20 protein-coding genes and 3 pseudogenes are annotated in these 19,890 nt (G+C 68.3%); 15 read left to right on the forward strand and 8 right to left on the reverse strand.

Annotated elements, in window-relative coordinates; all coding sequences use genetic code 11:
- Positions 1-8: 8 nt before the first annotated feature.
- A complete protein-coding gene (locus BIV25_RS14655; RefSeq protein WP_071372735.1) occupies positions 9-215 on the forward strand; it encodes a hypothetical protein in 207 nt (68 codons plus the stop codon).
- Positions 216-402: 187 nt separating this feature from the next.
- Here BIV25_RS14655 and BIV25_RS51010 read toward each other — a convergent pair whose 3' ends face one another.
- Both BIV25_RS51010 and BIV25_RS46915 read right to left on the reverse strand, forming a co-directional pair.
- A complete protein-coding gene (locus BIV25_RS51010; protein WP_177235278.1) occupies positions 403-561 on the reverse strand; it encodes a hypothetical protein in 159 nt (52 codons plus the stop codon).
- Positions 562-857: 296 nt separating this feature from the next.
- Positions 858-1,124 (reverse strand): annotated as a pseudogene (locus BIV25_RS46915) (IS1380 family transposase); the annotation flags it as partial.
- Between the two features lie 886 nt (positions 1,125-2,010).
- Between BIV25_RS46915 and BIV25_RS14670 the strand changes: the two are divergent.
- The 5 genes from BIV25_RS14670 (at position 2,011) to BIV25_RS54340 (ending at position 7,362) form a co-directional block, all read left to right on the forward strand.
- Entirely contained in the window at positions 2,011-2,490 is a 480-nt protein-coding gene (locus BIV25_RS14670; protein ID WP_071372738.1) for a hypothetical protein, read from the forward strand.
- A 198-nt stretch (positions 2,491-2,688) separates the two neighbouring features.
- Positions 2,689-4,620 carry a gluconolaconase gene (locus BIV25_RS14675; protein ID WP_071372739.1) on the forward strand — a complete coding sequence of 644 codons (1,932 nt, stop codon included), beginning with the start codon at positions 2,689-2,691 and terminating at the stop codon, positions 4,618-4,620.
- 1,114 nt (positions 4,621-5,734) lie between these two features.
- Complete coding sequence (locus tag BIV25_RS14690; RefSeq protein WP_071372741.1) at positions 5,735-6,406, forward strand: mechanosensitive ion channel family protein; 672 nt, start codon at positions 5,735-5,737, stop codon at positions 6,404-6,406.
- 162 nt (positions 6,407-6,568) lie between these two features.
- The gene (locus BIV25_RS14695; protein WP_071372742.1) at positions 6,569-6,979 is read left to right on the forward strand and encodes a hypothetical protein; all 411 of its coding nucleotides are present in this window, start codon (positions 6,569-6,571) and stop codon (positions 6,977-6,979) included.
- A 212-nt stretch (positions 6,980-7,191) separates the two neighbouring features.
- On the forward strand, positions 7,192-7,362 hold the full coding sequence (locus BIV25_RS54340; protein WP_177235279.1) for a hypothetical protein: 171 nt from the start codon (positions 7,192-7,194) through the stop codon (positions 7,360-7,362).
- A gap of 143 nt (positions 7,363-7,505) precedes the next feature.
- On the opposite strand, the pseudogene BIV25_RS52710 reads toward BIV25_RS54340, so the two are convergent.
- Positions 7,506-7,775, reverse strand: a pseudogene (locus BIV25_RS52710) (hypothetical protein); the annotation flags it as partial.
- Between the two features lie 644 nt (positions 7,776-8,419).
- On the opposite strand from BIV25_RS52710, the gene BIV25_RS14705 reads away from it, so the two are divergent.
- The 6 genes and pseudogenes from BIV25_RS14705 to BIV25_RS14730 all read left to right on the forward strand — a co-directional run bounded on the left by BIV25_RS14705 (position 8,420) and on the right by BIV25_RS14730 (position 11,795).
- On the forward strand, positions 8,420-8,887 hold the full coding sequence (locus BIV25_RS14705) for a Fur family transcriptional regulator (protein ID WP_079176640.1): 468 nt from the start codon (positions 8,420-8,422) through the stop codon (positions 8,885-8,887).
- An 8-nt stretch (positions 8,888-8,895) separates the two neighbouring features.
- Entirely contained in the window at positions 8,896-9,108 is a 213-nt protein-coding gene (locus tag BIV25_RS14710; protein WP_256255810.1) for a hypothetical protein, read from the forward strand.
- 9 nt (positions 9,109-9,117) lie between these two features.
- Positions 9,118-10,140, forward strand: coding sequence for a GTP-binding protein (locus tag BIV25_RS14715; RefSeq protein ID WP_071372745.1), 1,023 nt, complete (start codon positions 9,118-9,120; stop codon positions 10,138-10,140).
- Positions 10,137-11,162, forward strand: a complete 1,026-nt coding sequence (locus BIV25_RS14720) for a WD40 repeat domain-containing protein (protein ID WP_071372746.1) — start codon at positions 10,137-10,139, stop codon at positions 11,160-11,162. The genes BIV25_RS14715 and BIV25_RS14720 overlap by 4 nt, the downstream gene beginning before the upstream one ends.
- Before the next feature lie 17 nt (positions 11,163-11,179).
- Positions 11,180-11,446: pseudogene (locus BIV25_RS14725) on the forward strand ((2Fe-2S) ferredoxin domain-containing protein); the annotation flags it as partial.
- A complete protein-coding gene (locus tag BIV25_RS14730; RefSeq protein WP_071372748.1) occupies positions 11,433-11,795 on the forward strand; it encodes a metalloregulator ArsR/SmtB family transcription factor in 363 nt (120 codons plus the stop codon). The pseudogene BIV25_RS14725 and the gene BIV25_RS14730, both read left to right, overlap by 14 nt.
- 11 nt (positions 11,796-11,806) lie before the next feature.
- Here BIV25_RS14730 and BIV25_RS14735 read toward each other — a convergent pair whose 3' ends face one another.
- Complete coding sequence (locus tag BIV25_RS14735; RefSeq protein WP_071372749.1) at positions 11,807-12,184, reverse strand: hypothetical protein; 378 nt, start codon at positions 12,182-12,184, stop codon at positions 11,807-11,809.
- Positions 12,185-12,349: 165 nt separating this feature from the next.
- Between BIV25_RS14735 and BIV25_RS14740 the strand changes: the two genes are divergently transcribed.
- Both BIV25_RS14740 and BIV25_RS14745 read left to right on the forward strand, forming a co-directional pair.
- Positions 12,350-13,312, forward strand: coding sequence for an adenylyl-sulfate kinase (locus BIV25_RS14740; RefSeq protein ID WP_071372750.1), 963 nt, complete (start codon positions 12,350-12,352; stop codon positions 13,310-13,312).
- A gap of 41 nt (positions 13,313-13,353) precedes the next feature.
- Positions 13,354-13,746: an SCO5389 family protein gene (locus BIV25_RS14745; protein WP_071372751.1), complete on the forward strand. Its 393-nt coding sequence runs from the start codon at positions 13,354-13,356 to the stop codon at positions 13,744-13,746.
- Positions 13,747-13,759: 13 nt separating this feature from the next.
- Here BIV25_RS14745 and BIV25_RS14750 read toward each other — a convergent pair whose 3' ends face one another.
- The 4 genes from BIV25_RS14750 to BIV25_RS14765 all read right to left on the reverse strand — a co-directional run bounded on the left by BIV25_RS14750 (position 13,760) and on the right by BIV25_RS14765 (position 18,622).
- The gene (locus BIV25_RS14750; protein ID WP_071372752.1) at positions 13,760-14,524 is read right to left on the reverse strand and encodes a trans-aconitate 2-methyltransferase; all 765 of its coding nucleotides are present in this window, start codon (positions 14,522-14,524) and stop codon (positions 13,760-13,762) included.
- A 101-nt stretch (positions 14,525-14,625) separates the two neighbouring features.
- A complete protein-coding gene (locus tag BIV25_RS14755; RefSeq protein ID WP_071372753.1) occupies positions 14,626-15,834 on the reverse strand; it encodes an aminotransferase class V-fold PLP-dependent enzyme in 1,209 nt (402 codons plus the stop codon).
- A gap of 5 nt (positions 15,835-15,839) precedes the next feature.
- Positions 15,840-17,159, reverse strand: coding sequence for a pyridoxal-phosphate dependent enzyme (locus BIV25_RS14760; RefSeq protein ID WP_071372754.1), 1,320 nt, complete (start codon positions 17,157-17,159; stop codon positions 15,840-15,842).
- A complete protein-coding gene (locus BIV25_RS14765; protein WP_071372755.1) occupies positions 17,156-18,622 on the reverse strand; it encodes a Y4yA family PLP-dependent enzyme in 1,467 nt (488 codons plus the stop codon). The genes BIV25_RS14760 and BIV25_RS14765 overlap by 4 nt, the downstream gene beginning before the upstream one ends.
- A gap of 286 nt (positions 18,623-18,908) precedes the next feature.
- On the opposite strand from BIV25_RS14765, the gene BIV25_RS14770 reads away from it, so the two are divergent.
- Positions 18,909-19,886 (forward strand): metal ABC transporter solute-binding protein, Zn/Mn family, encoded by a 978-nt coding sequence (locus BIV25_RS14770; RefSeq protein WP_071372756.1) that lies wholly within the window; start codon positions 18,909-18,911, stop codon positions 19,884-19,886.
- The last annotated feature ends 4 nt before the right edge of the window (positions 19,887-19,890 follow it).

Here is a 19,890-nt window from a genome sequence, read left to right on the forward strand (position 1 = left end):
GAGGGCCGATGCTCAGCACTCCGAACGCGGACAAGGCCTGGAAAGACATGACGAGGTCATTCCCGACCCCGGAGGCGCCCGGCCAGTATGCCGCCCCGGGCAAGGCGGAGAGGACGGCTTACGCCGTGCTGCTGCATGGACCGGCTGCGCGTTCAGGCGGCGCCGACGCGAGTCAGTGGCTGCTGCTGCGCGACCGCACAGCGAAGCGCCTGTAACCGACGCACCAGCAGCAGCCGCACACTTCAGGAACGCGCCAGTCGCCCAGGACACCGTCGAGGCAGTCCTGCACCGGCCCGTACAGGCCGCACGGAACCAGCCTGCGGACCATCGCCCTGCGAGACCCGGACGACCCCTGTGACTTCCCTGACGCTCACCGAGGGCATTTCCGTGTGTGCGCTCAGGTCAGCGCAGGCCGTCTGTGTCGTCGTGCTCTTCGCCGACTGGGAGTGGCCGACGGTCGTCCCACGGCCCCTCGCTGTAGATGACCGCGGAGACCGCGCCGTCGTAGGCGCCGTTGAGGCCCAGCGACGACATGTGGGGCAACTGGTTCCAGCGTGCCATCCGCCTGCCCACCAAACAACTCGAAGTCCAGCTCGCCTTCCCCGCCGACCTCGAGCCCGTCGTGTGGGCCACCGAAACCTCCATGACCGCCGAAGCCTCCCCCTGCGCATCCCACCCGTCCGCAGCGACGACGCCGGACAACGGCACTTCACATGGATCACGACCACACCCGCCCTACACGCTCGGAACCGTCTGGAATGGCGGAGGCAGCCGAAGCCGGTGGTGTTGCCGCAACGGATGTGGTCCGCGACCCGGGCGTGAGCGCGGTGGCGGACCTCCAGGTATTGGATCGAGCTGCCGAACACGTCGGCCTGGTCGCGCAGCACGGCCAGGTCCCGGATCGCCTCGCCTCCGTCGGCGAGCATCACCGTCAGGTCCACCGCGACGCGGCCGGGATCGTGCCCGGTCCCACGCGGCCGCAGCCGGTGCAGAGCGTCACTGAAGGCGCTGGTCAGCGAGGTGGCATCGGCCAGATCCGCCAGCAGACGTGAGCCGGCGTGGCTGACCACCCCGTACCCGTCGGCACTGACGACGAGCTTGGGGCGTGACCGGGTAGCGTGCACGCAGAAAGTGCCTTTCTGCTGGTACGACTGGGACCTTTAGACAAGCCTCATCGTTGTAGCTCAGAAGACACTTTCGCTTTTCCGATCATGATCCGGACGCGACCCCGGATGAGACGCGCAGGCTAACACTCTCCCGTCCTGTCACTGGCAGAACCGACCAGCATTTTCGCAACAGCCGTGCGCCGAGACACCGATCAACTCACCTATTCCGGCGCCCAGTTACTGCTGCCGTGAGTACCTCCTGACGATCGCCCCCCGAAGGGCCGCCATCTGGCGGTCGCCGACGGCTCGGACACACAGACGATTCCTGCCCCTGCTTTCGAGGTTCACTCCCGGCCAAAAGACAGAAGACCGATCGGTTTCGGCCCCATATCTGGAGACATTGAGGTGGCGAGGAATCTACGCAATCTGCAGCTCGATGACGCCGTGAAGCGGCCCCTCCGAGCTGGTCGTCGCAGATCACAGGCGGGGCATTTTGGAGTATCGTTCAATACGAAAACAACTGGGGGAGCAGTTCCAGCCGCCATGGGGGCCGGATAAGAACGTCGCCCGTCGGCCTGCGGCCAGGTGATGGGCGAGAAGCCGCAGGGTCGCGCCGCATAGGTCGATCAACGAGGGGGTAGGCAGCAGCACGAAGATCCTGGTGCACGCGGAGAATGACGCAAGGGCAGAAAGGTACGGACGGCAAGAGCGACGCGTGCGCAGCCTGCGTCGGCGAAATGCGCCACCTTCTTTGTGGGCCCATTTGTCAGCGGCCCCCTGTCGAGGTGCGCGAGGCCTTGTCCCTTGGATATCAAGGTTTTGATCCCGGCATCGCGGCGAGGGGAAACGACCCTTTTGCAAGGGTTGGTTTCGTGTCCATCGAGAGAATCCGGAGGGAAGTCTCGTGACTTTTAAGAACATCTTCGACAGTGGCGGAAGTGAAGCCAAGTCCGCCGAAGAGTCCGCTCGGAAGCTCCATGAAAATATTCCCGGGGCTCGGCCCGAAAGGGAAGGGGTCGATCCCGAGCTCTACGACGGCATTCCTGACGCTGTGCGTGACCCGAAGATCGTGCGCGACACGTCGCCCGAGGCGCTCAGTATCATGGAAAATTTCATCACCCCTCTGTTCAAGAACACCCAGACGGCAGCGGCGGAGCAGAAAGAAGCCAGCGAGAACCCCGAGTCCACATCCGGTATGGCGTCTTCGGCCAAGGATGAGGCATTCAAGAAAGTGAAAGTGGAGATCAAGGAAGAAGACCAGCCGAAGATCAGGGAGGAAGACCGTCCAAAGATCAGCGACGAGCAGCTGGAAGAATCGAGGAAGGACAACCGCCAATCAGCCAAAGACATTAAAAGGAGCGACGACGGGTCAGTCAAGGGGTGAGGTTGAGTTCGGGGCCGACTCGAGGGGTGCGAGGGCTGGTCGAAGACCTCAGCTTTATGAGTCCGCCGCCCTTGAGCAGCAGCAACGGCCCCGCTCGGCAGCCTGACGACTCCTCACTGGGGCGTGCAGGGCCGTCAGCAGCTCACGAGTAGTCCCCGACAAATCGTTCAGTTCTGGAAGGCAAGGAGGCTGAAGACCATGGGCGGTCCCACCAAGAACAATGTGAGTACGACTCATCTCGGCGAACGATTTGTGCGCCACCCGCTGACAAAGCGAAACCTGGAGGAACTCGGCATCGCCGGAAAGGCCGCCGCCATCCTGGAGCGGGACAAGGAAAAGCTGAAGCGGAAGGCCGAGAAGAAGGCGAAGGACGGGAGCGACCGGTATGTCTCCCCTACCGGATTTTCTTTGAACAAGGGGCGATTCGACTTTCCCGAGGAGGGCACTGCGCACGATCTCGGGTGGATCGCCTACATGACGGTGGGGGTGCCGCTCGTCGAAGAGCGAGGCGACATTGCGCAGCCTCCTCCCGACGTGATTGCCAAGCAGACGTACGTCAATCGGACCGACCCCGTCCCCACCGACTGGTCGCACACGGTCGAATTCTCGATCTCGAACACGATCAGCTGGTCGCTCCAGGGACAGGTGCAGCTCACGTTCGGAGCAAAAGTCACTGCGTCACTGCAGCAGCAGCTGCAGAAGAGCATGGCTTTGAATCAATCTCAGAAGACCACCCTGAAGAACAGCAAAGACAATCAAGGCGTTGACACGGAGTCTCAGTCGCAGACGACGAGCACGTCAACGGCCACGAGCACCGCCACGGGTACTGGCGAATTGTCGGCACAGCTGATGCTCGGGATCACGGCTTCTGTCAGTGGTTCGCTGACCACTTCGTTCAAGACTTCGTCCACGCTGAGCGGCAAAGTCGGCAGCCGCGTGGACGTCCTGGCCACGCAGCGACGTCAGGTGCGGAGGTTCGACTACGAATACCCCATCTCCTTCGGTGGGTGGGTCGCTCTGTATTACCCCGAGCCGGTGGAGGTCAAAGAGACCCGCCCGAGCGGCCCACAGGCCATGGAGCCGAAATATTCCAGGGTGCTTGCATGGAAACTCGGCGAGACCGGCACGGTCGCGGAGGCTTTCGACTTGACCGATGAAGGCAAGCCGTTCCTGCAAAAAGGGGAGGCTGAGGTCGTTTCCACCCTCGCCGGGGTGCACGAGATCTTCGAGCTTGAAAACCTCAATTTCGATCTGGAGCAGCACCCCCTTCACAAGGGCAAGGGCAAGGAGCAGGAGCGCCCGAAAGAGGCTCCCTCGGTGCGCGCCACCGGGCTGGGCAGGTCGTACGGCCTCGCGCTGGACGAGCCGAACAACAAGGCGTACGTCGCCGACCGGAACGGCAGGCTGTACGAGGTGGATCTCGCCTCGGATCTCCGCTCCGGTAACTGGCGTGAGGTCGCGAGCGGCCTGGGCGACATCGTGGATGTGGCGCTGGACCTGTCGAAGAAGGTCGCGTACGTCACCGACTACTCAGGTGGCCGCCTGTGCAAGGTGAAGAACCTGTTCGATGGCTCCAAGGCCGTCGAAGTCGTCGAGGTCGCCAAGGTCCCCTACGTGTACGGCCTCGCGCTGGACGGGTCGGACAGGGCCTATGTCACCGACTACAACAACGGGCAGTTGATCGCGGTCAATCTGAAGGACGAACTGGAGAACGGTGAGGCGAGGACGAAGCCGGTCATCGGGGGCATGGCGTATGCCTCCGGAGTAGCGCTGGACAGGGACGGCAGGAGGGCGTACGTCGGCCGGTACGTCAGCGGCCCTCTGTACGAGGTCGACCTCAATCCCCCTTCCGGCGCCGCCAAGAGCGAAGTCGCCACCTTCTCCGCAAGCACCCGCGTCGCGCTGGACGGCAAGGGCCGCGCATACGTCTCCGACCATGCGGGCGATTGCCTGCACGAGGTCGACCTGAATGAGAAGACCAAGGGCCTGCAGCGCGTGGTCGCCACCGGGCTTGGCGATGCTTGCGGCGTCGGGCCGCACAGCCGCGCCGGCAAGATCTACGTGAGCAATATGTCCGGCCAGCTGTGGGAGATCCCCGACGTGCTGCCCGGGGCTCCGGAAACGTCGTAGCGTAGGTCGTCTTTCGCGGGTGGGCGGGCATGGCTTCCTTGATCGTGCGGGTTGTCGAGGCTCACATGATCGGAGCGTGCGGCGGCACGGGCTGCTTGGTGTGCTTGCACGATCGCTTCGCGGACGGTCACGTTCAATCCCGGTGCAGGACTTCCGGCGCTGGTCCTCCTCTCGCAGAATCCCTCCTGGCCGCCATCGGCAACGCGGTCGACCGGCTCACCACCACCCCGCCGGCCCACATGGCCGAATCCGGCTCCTCCCACACCTGACGGCTGCGGACTGCTCCGGCACGGGGAAGACCCAGGTCAACTGAACTGTCCGGTGGAGGATCTTCGAGGGCCGGCCATGGGTTATCCCATGGCCGCTCGGGCCGCGTCGAGAAACGTCAGTCGGTTGTCCTCCAGGTAGTCCCGCACGCTCCCACCATCGGGCAAGCCTTCCCACACGGTCCGGTTGAGGTCGAGAAAGTACGCGCGCGGCATCATGCAAGAGCCGGGTAACTGGATGCGGATGAGCAGCTCCGCGACCCATGATGTCCTGCGTCTTCAGGTACCAGGCGTGAGTGTCGTTGAACTCGGGAGGCCGGCCGAACGCGGAGCGTTCCGCGTCCGCCGCCTCGATGAACCGCTCCAGCAGCGCCAGCCGTTCGGCGCGCAGGGTCGCTGACAAGGCGATCTGCTGCGGATGTTGTTCGGCACATTGCGCCGACAGCTGAGTGCTGTGCTGGACGGGATAGGACAACAAGCCGCCGGGGACGAGCCACCCAAGGATTTGAGTGACACCCAGATCTGACCTGCCATGGCGCTCATCGTCCTATGCTGTCGGTCTACGAGGATTCAGGGGCTGCGGCGCCTCCCGCGCAGGGCGAGCCGACGTCCTTCTCCGCGCACGGTCGTGGCCGCGGCGCACCACACCAGCAGATAGAGACGATCTCGCTACGGCTGCTGTGATCACGGCATCGGAGCCTCATCGCCGTCGCGGCCCCGCCGCGATTCGCCGCCCCATGTGGATGAGGGGTGCCGGCCCGAGTGGGCGAGGCTATACCGGCTCTCAGTGGTCGTACGGGGTGTGAAGTACTGTGCCCCCGCGACGGGCTCATCACAAGGGGGCGGAGATGGAAGGCAACCACGTACGCGCAGGTGACGTCGTGCTCGGGCACGGCCTGCACTGGCGTGGAGTGATCCGCACCCGACGGGCCGTCGTCACCACGACCCTCGCCGTCGGCGGGCTTGCCGTGTCGCTCAACTACGGTGGTCTGCTGGGCAGCGCGCACAGCCACGAGTCGGTGACGTCCCGGGTGGTCGCCGGTATTAGCGCGGGTGTCTTCCTGGTGGCCGCGCTGTTCGCGGTGCGCGGGGCCACGGATGATCTGGTGAAGCTTCTGGCGGGGCGGATCAGCGACAGCCGGTCCGTCGCCCTGCGGGTCCTCTGCCTGCTCTTCGGCTACGCGCTGGTCATCCTTGGCGCGCTCAGCCTGATCCGGGTGCCGTGGGAGAAGCTCCTGCTGGGCGGCGCGTTGACCGGAGTGATCCTCGGGATCGCCGCCCAGCCGGTCCTCGGCAACATCTGCGCCGGTCTGGTGCTGCTGGTCTCTCACCCCTTCACGATCGGTGAGCGGATCAGCATTCAGTCCGGACCTCTCGGCGGCCGTATCGAGGGCGAGGTGACCGACATGACCTTGCTGTTCGTCCAACTCCACACGGAGGACGGCCCAGTGCTGCTGCCCAACAACGCCGTGCTCGGTGCCGCCATCGGCCCACCCGCTCGCGAGGTGCTCGCGGAGTGACGGCTGACGGTCAGCCCCGGCCGACGGCGTTCGGTGGACTCGCGCCGAGAGCGCTCCGACGGCTCCAACAACCTTGTGCGCGGCGGGTGTCCGGAACCTGCTTGCGGTCCTACGCTTGTCACCCGGAGCGATGCGCCAGGCACGCGAACAGGGGGCGGCCCTGTGGAATGGACCAGGTTGTGGCTCGATGACCCGGAGGAGCACGACTTCCCGGCAGCGGCCGACTACCTCGACCTGCTCCTCCCGGCGGAGGAAGTGACGCGGATCGTCGACGCCCTGCGCGCGTCCGAGACGCAGACGAAGAAGGCCAAGGACATCATGCGCGCCTCGGGCCTGCCGTTGCTCCCGGCGGACAACGTCCACGTCCAGCACAACATCCAGAAGGTGAAACGCGGCAGCAAACTCTCCCCGGTCCTCCTGGTGCGCGGTACTCCGTTGGTGATCGCCGACGGATACCACCGGGTCTGTGCCGCCTATCACCTGACGGAGGACCTGATCGTGCCATGCCGGATCGCCGGCCGGCCTCCTGAACCCCTCCGGATCCGGCAGAGGCACCAGCATGCCGGGCACTGACGACCCCGAAGGGTGCCTGGACCGGGTCTGGACCCGGCGCTGTCTCGTACGCCCCGTCACGGGACGAGCCGCACGGCGGGACGCAGCCGTGGGGTGAGGTCGGTCAGCAGTCGGTAGGCGTACGGGAGTACATAGGGGCCAAGACAGGCGGCGCCGATCGCAAGAGCTACGCCGGTCCAAGCGAGCGGGCCCAGGGGTGTGCAGTCGAAGAAATGGCTGATGGCGGAGGTCTGGACGAGGACGACGAGTGCAGCTGCAGTGCAGAGAGCGGTGGCCAGGACCAGCGGGCTGCTGCGGCGTCCCGCACTGGTCTGGGTGAGCTGGGCGCCGAACCACGCCGCACAGGCCCGTGGCGCTGGTACGTCGTGCCGTACCTGGCGTGAGGGTGCCGATCAGCCAGGCGATGGCCGCGCCGATCCCGGTTACCAGTCCGCGGTGCCGGATCTGCCAGTTCAGTGGTCGGCCGAGGACGGCGTAGCCGACGGGTTGGCCGTCGGCCGCGGTCGGCTCGTCGGCGGGTTCCGGGGCGGTGGCCGTCGTGGACGTAGTCCACATGGTCGCCGTGCGGCACCGCCACATGACCGCACCCAGGACCGTGCTGGTGAGTGTGGCTGTCATGGACGGTGTGGCCGCCGGGCTCGCACTCGTCCACACGACCTTCATGCGCGCGATGCAGATGGCCGTCGTGGACATAGTCGACGTGGTCGTCGTGCGGCACCGCTACATGGCCGCACCCAAGACCGTGCTGGTGAGTGTGGTGAGCATGGACAGCAGGCATTGCGGTTTCCGTAGTCATTCGCAACCTCTCCTCAGCCCTACGTACGCCTTCCCTTCACCCGCAGACGCACCTCGGCGACTCTGCCAGACAATGATCAGCGACTGCATCTAAATGACATCTTTTGTCTAGAACCACGCACGCTCACGTGCGGACCCCCGATCCGGCGCCGGTTGCGCCGCGGCTGTACGGGCTCGCCGACCGCGTCAGTGTCTGGAACCACGGCGTTCTGTCCATCTGCCTGCAATTTTCAGACAGCGACGGTCCCGGACACCCTCACGGCAGCCGAACCGCCTTGTTCGGCACGGATGCCTCCGGCTGCCGCCCCGGCGCGACTGCCGCACCCGACCGACCGCACTGCCACTTGGCCGACGACATGGCCCGACTGAGCGGCTCACCGCCCAGCAAGCGGCGCCGAGCGTGGCCTCCTGTGCGCGATCCGCCTCGCCGGCGTCGCTCAAGCCGAGGCCCAGCTGCTCGATACCGCAGGCGGCCCGGATACGGGCTCGCGCCGAAAGCCGCCAGTAGACCGTCGCGCGTCCCCCTTCAAAAGGCCCTGCGGCCAGAAGTTTACGCATGACCCATCGTTCATATGGACATGGATTTCATTTCCATCTACGGTGAAGCCATGCCAACTCGGCGCCAGCCACAGGAGGTGATGTGCCGTGAGCGGCCGGACGACCCGGCAGCAGAGGGCGGTCCTGCAGATGCTCGCCGCCTGCCAGGACTTCGTGTCGGCCCAGGAGCTGCACACCCTGCTCCTGGCCGGAGACCACGCGATCGGCCTGACCACCGTCTACCGCGCCCTGCGCGAGCTGGAGACGGACGGCGGCGTCGACGTCGTACGCGACGAAGCCGGCGGGCGGCTCTACCGGCTGCGCCCCGCCGACGGGCACCGCCACTACCTGGTGTGCCGTGGCTGCGGCCGCAGCCGCCCGGTGAATTCCGAAATCGTCGAGCAATGGGCGGGCCGGATCGCCGCAGACACGGGGTTCGCCGCTGTGGAGCACACGGTCGAACTCACCGGCGTCTGCGCCGACTGCCGGCCCTCCGAGGACGAAGGAGAGGAAACGCCATGCCACTGGGATCCCGCCGTGGGCCCGCAAGGCCGTGTCCGGAGCTGCGCGAGCTGAAGGAGAGCGTGCGCGCCCTGCTCGGGCTCGACGAGGACACCGCCGTCCTGATCCGCCAGCTCGCCTGTACCGAACCGGGCTGCCCGCCGCTGGAAACGGTCGTCGCCGTGCTGCCGATGGAAGGCGAGGCCCGCCGCTGGACCCTGCACCGCCCCGCCGACCAAATCACCGAGGACGACCTGCGAGCCGCCCTGCTCGCTACGCCCGAACAGCACGACTAGGAGACCGACTTGACCACCCCGGAATCCCAAGACCCTGGCGACGAGCGGGTCCCCGTCACCGTCCTGACCGGCTTCCTCGGCTCCGGCAAGACCACCCTCCTCAACCGCATCCTCACCGAGAACCACGGCCTGAGGATCGCGGTCATCGAGAACGAGTTCGGCGAGGTCGGCATCGACGACGCACTCGTCCTCGACGCCGAGGAAGAGATCTTCGAGATGAACAACGGCTGCATCTGCTGCACCGTGCGCGGGGATCTCATCCGCATCCTGGGCGCCCTGATGCGCCGACGCGAGAAGTTCGACCACATCCTCATCGAGACCACCGGCCTCGCCGACCCGGCGCCCGTCGCCCAGACCTTCTTCATGGACGACGAGATCGCCTCCCAGCTGCGGCTGGACGCCATCGTCACCCTCGTGGACGCCGCGCACGTGCTCCAGCACCTGGACGAGGTCAAGCCGGAGGGTGTGGAGAACGAGGCCATCGAGCAGATCGCCTTCGCCGACCGGGTCGTGCTCAACAAGACCGACCTGGTCGACGACGAGACCATCGTGCAGGTGGTCCGTCGCATCCGGGCCGTCAACGCGGGCGTCCGGATCATTCCCGCCGAGCATGCCCGCATCGACCTGCACGATGTGATGGACGTCGGCGGGTTCGACCTGGAGCGGGTGCTCGCCGACGACCCCTCCTTCCTCACCGAGACCGAGCACCAGCACGACACCACCGTCACCTCGGTCGGCATCGAGCTGAACGGCGAGCTGGACGAGGACCGCCTCAACGCCTGGCTCAGAACCCTGCTGCGCACCAAGGGCGTCGACCTCTTCCGTTCCAAGGGCATCCTCGCCATCGCCGGAGCGCCCAAGCAGTACGTCTTCCAGGGCGTGCACATGCTGCTGGACGGCACCTTCGCACGCGACTGGCGGGAGGACGAACCCCGCACGAACAAGCTGGTGTTCATCGGTCGTGACCTCGACCGCGAGGCATTGCAGCGCGGCTTCGCCGACTGCCTGGCCACGGCGGGAGCAATCGCGTGAGTACGGCAGTGGAGTCCCCGCCCGCGTGGGAGACCGACGTCGACGACGTACTCGTCGCACTCAGTGCACGCGGTGACCTGGTCACCGTCGCGGGGGCCGAGGGCACCGTGAAGATCTTCGACGCGGCAATGGGAGCCGAGATCGGCGCGCTCGACCTCCCCGGAGGCGCTCTGAAGGTCGCGCTCTCTCCGGACGCCCAGCACATGGTCGCCACCGGCCCCATGGGGTACGCGTTGTGGCGGCGCGTCGACGGGCGGACGACGGTACGGGAGTCAGGTGCCTGGTCGGCGGCCGCCGCCTGGGCGGACACTGAGCGGGTCGCGGTCGCCTCCGGGCGCCGAGCCCTCGTGCTGGACACCGACGGCGGCGAGTTGTGGCGGACGGAGCCCGCCGCGTCCACCGCCACCGACGTCGCCTGGATGCGGCGGGGGCGGCGCCTGGCCGTGGCAGCGTACGGGGCCGTGCGCTGTCACGAACGGCACACCGAGAAGCCGGTCGCCACCTACCCCTACGTCGGCTCCCACCTCGCGCTCGCCGTCGCACCCACCGGGAGGTGGATCTGCAGCGGCAACCAGGACGCGTCCATCCACATCTGGCGCGCCCGCGACGGCGGCGAACTGACCATGTCCGGCTACCCGGAGAAGATTTCCCGGCTCGCCTTCGACGACTCCGGCTTCTGGCTGGCCGCCGACGGCGCACCCGACGTGACCGTGTGGGACTTCTCCGGCAAGGGCCCGGAGGGCACGGCACCGCGCTCGCTGCGCTGCCACGAGACGGTCACCGCGCTTGCCTGGCGGCCGGGCACAGGCGGGCACCTCGCCAGCGGCGGCGCCGACGGGACCGTAGCCCTGTGGTACGCCACCGCCGGGCGAGCGCAGGCGCGTCTGCGCCCGGTGCGCGAGCTGGACGGCGCCGGTGCGGCGGTCGGCGCGCTCGCCTGGGCAGGCCCCCACCTGCTGGCGGTCGCATGGCGGGACGGCCGGGTCCGGACGTACGGCGTGCCGTCCCGGACTGCCCTGTGAACCGCACGGTCCTCCGCGCGGCGGATGGCGGCTTCCAGGTGCGTACGACGGACTGCCTCGGCCCCTGCGACCAGGCCAACGTCATCGTCGTCCAGCCCTCGACCGCCGGGCGCCGGGCCGGGGGCCGCGCCGTCTGGGTGGGCTTCGCGATGGACGACGACTGCACCGACGACCTGGTGCGGTGGGCGGCGCAAGGCGGACCGGGCATCTCCGAACCGCCCACCACCCTGGAGCTCCAGTTCATCCGCCCACCGCGCGAGGCCCGCATCCGTGCACGCCGATGACGTCGACGCCGCCGGTCGCGACGTCCTCGCGGCCGCCCGGCTCGACGAAGCGACCGCCGCCTCCGTCGCCACGACGCTCCAGGCCCTCGCCACACCGTCCCGCCTGCTGATCCTCACCGCCCTGCGGGAGCGCCCGTACCCGGTGGGCGAACTCGCCTCCGCGATCGGCATGGAGCAGTCCGCCGTCTCCCACCAACTGCGCCTGCTGCGCGCCCTCGGTCTGGTCACCGGACGGCGCGACGGCCGCCGCATCGTCTACCGCCTCTACGACGACCACGTGGCCCAGCTCCTCGACCAGGCCGTCCACCACATCGAGCACCTGCGCCTCGGCGCGCACAACTTGACCTGAGGCCGTATCCGTCAGTTGAGGCCGGCGACCCGCCAAGGCGCGGCAGCAACTTGGAGCCGGTCGGGCAGTGAGCCGTCCTCGGGCATCCCGGCCCGCAGCCACGCCCCGACCACCTCTGCGTCGGCTTCGGACGCGAGCGGACCAAGACGCACGACGGCCCCGGCGGGTCTGCGGTCGGCCGTGCACGGCTGCACCGCGGCGTGCACCCCGCGATCGCGACGGCAGTGCAGAACCTTGCCCAGGCACCCCGTGGAGACCATGACCCCGTAGGGGCAGTCGCGGACCGCGCGGCGCAGGCCGTCCATCACCTGCCCGGTCACCTCATCGCAGGATCCGCAGACGACAAGGGTGAAGGGTCGGCCCCGGGGACCGCATACGGCATCACTCATGCCCGCTTCTCCTTCGCGACGTTCAAAAGGACGCCCCCTCTTTGCGTCATCAATGCCTCAACTCGCCGCACTGACATGCGAGTTGCAGCGGGCACGATTTGACACCGCCCGCCGGCACCCCCAGCATATGCTCATGAAATCCATTTTCAACAGGGATGCCTAACCATGCGTGTCGCGTTCGTCGGTAAGGGCGGCAGCGGCAAGACGACGCTGTCCGCGCTCTTCTCCCGTCATCTGGTGCGTTCGGGCGCGCCGGTCGTCGCCATCGACGGCGACATCAACCAGCACCTGGCGTACGCCCTCGGCCTCGACGAGGACGAGTTGTTCACCGCTCCGCCGCTCAGCGCGCGCACCGGTGAGATCAAGGACTACCTACGGGGCACCAACCCTCGGATCCCTTCCTGCGAAGCCATGGTCAAGACGACCCCGCCCGGCCACGGCTCCCGGCTGCTGCGCCTGCTGGGCGACGACGAGGTCCACGGCCACCACGTCCAGGAGGTGGCCGGCGTACCCCTGATGGTCACCGGCGCCTTCGCCGAGAGCGACCTCGGTGTGGCCTGCTATCACTCGAAGCTCGGCGCGGTCGAGCTGTACCTCAACCACCTCGTGGACGGCTCCGGCGAGTACGTCGTCGTCGACATGACCGCCGGGGCCGACGCCTTCGCCTCCGGCCTGTTCACCCGGTTCGACATGACGTTCCTGGTCGTCGAGCCGACCCGTAAGAGCGTCTCCGTCTATCGCCAGTACCGCGACCACGCGGCCGAGTTCGGGATCCCGGTCGCCGTGGTCGGCAACAAGGTCACCGGCGCGGACGACCTCGCCTTCCTGCGCGGCCACGTCGGCGAGGATCTGATCGCCCACTGCGAGCAGTCCTCCCACGTGCGAGCCCAGGAACAGGGCCGCAGCGGTCATGACGAGCTGGAGCCGCACAACACCTTCGCCCTGGACCGGCTGCGCGCGGCCGTGGACGCCCGCACCAAGGACTGGGCCGCCTTCCAGCAGCACGCCGTCGACTTCCACCTGCGCAACGCCGCCGCCTGGGCCAACGAGGCCACCGGCCAGGACCTCGCCACCCAGGTCGACCCGAACTTCCGGCACGGCCCCGAAGCCCTGGCCGCCTTCGCCTGACCCGGCAAGACCCACACCGCAACAGACAAGGAACCCCCTGCATGTCACTCGACGTCTCCCCGCAGCTGCTCGCCGAAGCCGAGAACGGCCCGGTGCGGGAGGAGGACTTCGTGCAAACGGTCCGCACGTCCCTGCCCTACGCCTACAACCTGATCGCCCGCCTGGCGGACGAACTGCGCGCCGGTCCGGCCGAGTTCGCCGACAACCAGGCCCCTCCGCCCTCCGAGAAGGAACGCGGCCAGCTGCTGCGCGCCCTGTCCAGCGACGCGATCCGCGGCAGCCTGGAACGCCACTTCGGCATCGTCCTCGCCTTCCAGAACTGCCACCGGGTCGCCGCTTTCCGCCCCGAGGCGCGCGGCGGCGAGACCCACACCCGCTTCACCTCACTGCGCTCCCAGATCCTCAACCAGTCACCGGAGTTCCGGGACTGCTGAGCCCCTCGCGAGGTCAGCGGACCGCCACGACGACGTGGCTGTCGCCGTACTGCCACACCGCGCCCGCCTGTCCGAACCCCGCCTGACGCAGCAGGCGGATGTGGCCGGACAAGGTCAGCCGCGCCTCACAACCGGACCTGGTCACCAGCTGCCGGCTGCGGCGTTCGGCGAGGAGTTCGGCCAGTTCGGGGTCCTCGGCGACCGCCGCCCACCAGGAGGTCCAGTCCTCATGGGCGAGGGCGTGCTGCCGCTCAGCCCGGCGGCGGCCGACGTGCGCCGCCACCTCGGCGAGTACGGCGTCGTCCTGCGGGAGGTGGTCGCCGTTGACGAGGACACCGCCCGGCCGCAGCAGCGCCGCAAGGTGCCGGTAGACGTGGTACAGGGTGTCCGGGGTCAGGTAGTGCAGGGCTGTTGTCGACGCGACGGCGTCCAACGGGCGGTCGAGGGCCAGGGCCTGCGTCCAGCCGTCCTCGCCGATCGCGGCGTCGACGTAGCGGGCCGCGTCGGCGTGGTGTGTACGGGCCAGTTCCAGCAGCAAGGGGTCCCGGTCCACCGCCACGATGTCCGCCCTCGGCAGCCTGCGGGCCAAGCGGGCCGCCAGCGAGCCCGGTCCGCAGCCGAGGTCGACGATCAGGGGCCGGCCCGTGTGTCCGGCGGCGATGTGCTCGACGACGTCGGCGATCACCGTGAAGCGGTCTTCGCGGTCGACGGCGTACCGCCGCTGCTGGAGTTCCCAGCGCCCCACCCATTTCTCGGCCGTCGCCAGGCTCAGCCCCATCGCTCGTGCCACCTTGCCGTCTCGCACCTGTGTCCCATCAGGGACCTCTCGCCCGGACCTTACAGGTGAAAACAGTTTCCATTAAGGCTCTTCGTGTGCTGTCACCCGAGGGTGGCAAGTACAGCCAGCAGCCGGTCGATCTCCGCCACCGTGTTGTAGACGTGCAGGCTCACCCTCACCGACTCCCCGTCCTCCCCTCCGGCACCTTGGCAGTGGTGGTCGCAGCGGACCATGAAGCCGTGACTGAAGAGGATGAAGCCGAGGTCACCGGAGCCGATGTCGCGGTGCCGGAAGGTGACGATGCCCTGACGCCGCTGAACGGGAGAGTCCACGGCAAGGCTGGTCTGGCAGCCGAGGACCTCGTAGGAGTCCAGCCGGCGCAGGCCGTCCGTGAGTCGGGACGCCAGGGCGACCGTCCAGCGTTCGATACGGTCCGTACCCACGCCGTCCAGCCAGTCCAGCGCGGCGGCCAGCGAGACGATTCCGACGGTGTTGGGGGTACCGGACCAGCCGCCCGGGGTGAAGGCCGGGCCACGTGCCTGGCGGGCCCAGACCGCTCCCGTGCCGGGCAGGGCCATCGCCTTGTGGCCCGAGAAGACGCCGAAGTCGACGTCCAGGTCGGCTACGGAGACCGGGAGGTGACCGACGCTCTGGGCGGCGTCCAGGCAGATGACCGCGTCCGGGCCGACCGCCTCGCGGATGCGGTGGATGTTCATGTTCCCGCCGTAGACGTGGTGGACGTGAGTGGCGGCGACGAGCCTGGTGCGCGGTCCGGCGAGGCGCGCGAGAGCGGTGTGGTCGTAGTCGCCGGACGCCTGCTGGTAGGGCATCGGCCGGACGCGGACATGCACGCCCTGGCGGGCCAGCTGCTGCTGGGCCTCTTGCCAGGGCTCGATGTTGGCCTGGTGATCGGCGGCGGGTACGACGATCTCGTCGCCGTGGGTGAGGAGTCCGGGGAGCCAGTCGCGGGCGATGGTGCGCAGCCCTTCGGTGGCGCCGCTGGTGAAATGCACGGCGGACCGCTGCGGTGCAGGGTCGTCCAGAAACCGCCGGATGCGGTCGCGGGTCTGCTCGACCAGAGCGGTGGTGCGGTTGGCCCACGGATAGCTGCCGCGCCCGGCGTTGGCGTTGGCCGTGGTCAGGTAGGTCTGCACGGCGTCCAGGACTGCCTGCGGCTTCTGGGCGGTGGCCGCGCTGTCGAGGTAGGCCAGGTCCGGATGCCCGGTGATGATCGGGAACTGGTCGCGCACGGCACGCTGCCAATCCCCCAGTTCCTCTATAGCGGTGGGACCTTGGGAGAGTGTGGTCATGACGTTCAGTCCCGCACCAGGGGTGCGCCCGCGTCCCGCCAGGCGATGATGCCGCCGGCCAGGCTGCGCACATCCGGGTGTCCCATCCGGGTCAGCAGGGCGGCGTAGCGGGCGGACTTCTCGCCTACCGGGCAGGCCAGCAGCACGGGGCGGCTGCGGCTGAAGGGCAAGCCACCGTGGAGGAGTTCCTCGAAGAGCTCGTCGACGATGTTGACCGAGCCGTCGATGTGCAGGGCGGCGTAGGCGAAGGGGCTGCGCAGGTCGACGACAAGGGGACCGCCGGTGGCGATCCACGCCTGGGCGTCGGCGACACCGATCGCCGCAGCCGCCTGTATCTCGGCCTCGGACAGGTCGGCCGCGGAGGTCGGGCGGCGCGGGCGGCCGAACACGTCCGGGCGGCGCTTGCGCACGTAACTCAGGTAGCTCTCGACCCGGTCGCAGACGATGAAGACGGCCGTCTGCCGCTCCGACAATTCGCTGTCCACGGCCTTCAGCCGGCGTACGGCGCCAAAGTAGGCGGCGCCTCCGGTCGGTCCGGCCAGGATGCCGCACCGGCGGTTCAGCGTCAGCATGCCCTCGACCGCGTCGTCGGAGCCGACGGCCTCGATCGTGTCGTAGGTGCCGGGGTCGAACAGGCCGACCTCGTGCGCCTCGTCGATGGTGCGGATGCCGGGGATGAAGTCGGACTTGGCGGCGACCAGGCCGAGGACCCGTACGGCGGGGTCGTGTTCGCGCAGCACCCGGGCCACGCCCGTGGAGGAACCGGCCGTTCCCACACAGGCGATGAACCAGTCGGGGCAGCGGCCGTCCAGGTCCTTGACGATCTCCGGCCCGGTGCCGGTGAGGTGGGCCTCGGTGTTGCGCGGGTTGAAGTACTGGTCGGTGTGCAGGTAGGCGCTGCCGGGTTCGGACAGGGTCCGGTGGAAGAGGGTCAGGGGGTCGTCGGTGGCGGTGGGGTCGAGGCATTCGCTCTGGCCGGGCAGTTCCTCGATCTCGGCGCCGAGCAGCAGGAGCAGGTCCTTGATCTCCGGGACCCGCATCCGGTTGGTGACGCTCTTGAAGGTCAGGCCGTGCATGCCCGCGAGGACGGCGAGGGCCTTGGCGGTGTTGCCGCTGGACAGCTCGACGACCTGGCTGCCGGGTGCGGCCGCCTCGGCGAGGTGCGGCCGGGCCATGTTCCAGGCGGCCCGGTCCTTGACCGAACCGAACGGGTTGAACAGCTCCAGCTTGGCGTACAGGTCGATGTGCGCCAGACCGTGCACGGCCGGGTCGATCCGCACGAGCGGGGTGTTGCCTATGGCCTCGGTGATGCTGTCGTACCTCACTGCGCTCCCCCCACAGAAGTGATCGGCCAGTACTGGTCGTCCAGGCACCAGCGCCACGCGCCTCCTTCCTGCCAGGCGGCGACCTTGCGCGCGACCGGCTGCCGCTGGGCGTGCGTGGCATGGAAGTCCATGCAGTATCCGGCGGTGTTGGCGAAAACCAGCAGGTCACCCGGCGCGGGGCGGCGCGGCAGGAAGACCGTCCGGCGGGTGACCAGGTCGGTCTCCAGGCACAGGCTGCCGAAGAGGTGCACGGCGACCGGGCCGTCGCCAGGCCGAGCCGGATCCCGGGGAACGACGACGGGGTCCATGAGCACCCCGTGCTCCTCCAGGGCGACGTCGTCGGCCTTGGCCGCGAGCCGTACGAGGAGTTCCCCGCCGTCCTCCCCGGTGCGCACCTCCAGCACCTTCGCCAGGGTCAGCCCGCACTGGTCCAGCAGGGCCCGTCCGGGTTCGATGTGCAGGTCGTACAGGTGCTCCAGGAGGAGCGCGGCGAGGGGGCGGCCGTCGAAGGACACGGCCGGACGCGTGAGCAGTTCGTCGAGGTAGCGCGGCCCGGCGACCGGACGGTGGGCGGGGTAGAGGCCGAGGGATCCGTGGAGCGTGCCGCCCTCGTTGCGCAGCCCGTAGCCGTGCCCGCCCCACGTCAGGGGCGGCCGGGTGCCCAGGACGGCGCGGGTGAGTTCGGTCGTGTACCGCTCCCACTGCTCCCCGTCGGCCAGGTAGTCGGCGCCGAATCCGCCGCCGACGTCCACGGCCACCGTCCGCAGCCCCCGGCTCCGGCACTCCTCCAGCACCCGCAGACAGCCCTCCAGCGCCGTCGCCTTCTCGCCGAGGCCGGTCGTGTCCAGGTGATACGCCACGCCCACCGGGTCGACCACGTCGCCATGCCGCTCGACCGCTTCCAGCAGCGGCTCCAATTCGCTGACGGGCGTGCCGAAACGGCTGCGCCGGGTCAGCACCCGCACGCCGGACGTCTCAAACCCCCACAGGCGCAGGAGCACCCGCACCCGGGCAAGCGCGTGCTTGCGAACCAACCCGGCCAGCTGCTCCAGCTCGTCGCAGCCGTCGACCGCGACGGTGACCGAGGTGCGCGCGGCCAGCCACAGGAACTCCGGGTTCTTCGGGCCGGTGGCCATGACGCGGTCGGGGGTGAAGCCTGCGCCGAGCACGTGCTGTAACTCGGCCAGTGAGGCGACGTCCACGCCGGCGTCGGTGGCGGCCAGCCGCCGCAGCAGGGCGCTTGACCGGTTGGCCTTGTGGGCGAAGAACACCTGCCCGGACAGCTGATGCCGCCTGTACACCGACCGGAACTGCTCGAGATTGGCGGCCAGCTGATCGGGCACGACCAGGTTCAGCGGGGATCCGAGGGCGTCGGTGAGGGTGTGCAGCAGTTCGCCGGACTCCAGAAGTGAGCGCAGCCTCTCCCCCAGCCGCGGTGCGAGATACAAGGGCTGCCCGCCCATACCCGACCCTCCCCCCGGCACGTCGGGCCCGGTCGTCCCGGGCACGGCCACCCACTCCCCGCTGCGCGCCGTAGACCACCCTTCCCCTCCTCCGGCTGCTTTACCCCCTGAAACTCCCCGAGTGGGCGGAAGGCGCCGTATGGCCGAAGTCATACGGCCGTCAAAAGATGGCAACGGTTTTCATCTCTCATTGATCTGAAAATCATTACCATCTAGCGTCGAGAGTGTCGCCACCCCGGCCGACGCGTGTCCGCCGCGCGCCTGGTACCGCCCGAAGGAGTTCCGCATGTCCCCCGTCGACGCCTCCCGCTTCTCCCGCCCGTCCGTGAGAATCGCGCTCGTCACCGCGACGGCCGTCCTGACGGCCGCGACGGCGACCGCCTGCTCGACCTCCTCCTCGCACACCAGCGACACCGCGGCGACCGGTGGCGGCAGCGGCTCGGGCAAGACGATCCAGGTGGTGGCTGCGGAGAACTTCTGGGGCAGCATCGCCTCCCAGCTCGGCGGCAGCCACGTGAAGGTGACCAGCATCATCACCAACCCCGACACCGACCCGCACGCCTACGAGCCCACCGCCGCCGACGCCCGCACCGTGGCCGGCGCCCAGTACGCCATCGTCAACGGCATCGGCTACGACGCCTGGGCCGACAAGCTCCTCGCCTCCAACCCCGGCAGCGGGCGCACCGAGCTGAAGGTCGGCGACCTGGTCGGCATCAAGCCGGGCGGCAACCCACACAGGTGGTACTCCCCGGACAACGTCCACCAGGTCATCGAGAAGATCACCGCCGACTACAAGAAGACCGACCCCGCCGACGCCTCCTACTTCGACCAGCAGAAGACGACCTTCGAGACCAAGACGCTCGCCGGGTACAACAAGCTGATAACCGACATCAAGGCGAAGTACGCGGGCACCCCGATCGGCGCCTCCGAGTCCATCGTCACCCCGCTCTCCGAGGGCCTCGGGTTGAAGATGCTCACGCCGGAGACGTTCCTGGACGCGATGAGCGAGGGCTCCGACCCCACGGCCAAGGACAAGGCCACCATCGACCAGCAGATCAAGAACAAGCAGATCAAGATCTACGTCTACAACTCCCAGAACTCCACACCCGACGTGCAGGCACAGGTCAAGGCGGCCAAGGCCCAGGGCATTCCGGTCGCCACGGTGACCGAGACCCTCGCCCCCGCCGGAGCCACCTTCCAGCAGTGGCAGACCACCGAACTCCAGGGCATCGAGCAGGCCCTGGCCAAGGCCACCGGGAAGTGATCTG

The organism is Streptomyces sp. MUSC 14 (assembly GCF_001866675.1).
In the GTDB taxonomy this organism is placed as follows: domain Bacteria; phylum Actinomycetota; class Actinomycetes; order Streptomycetales; family Streptomycetaceae; genus Streptomyces.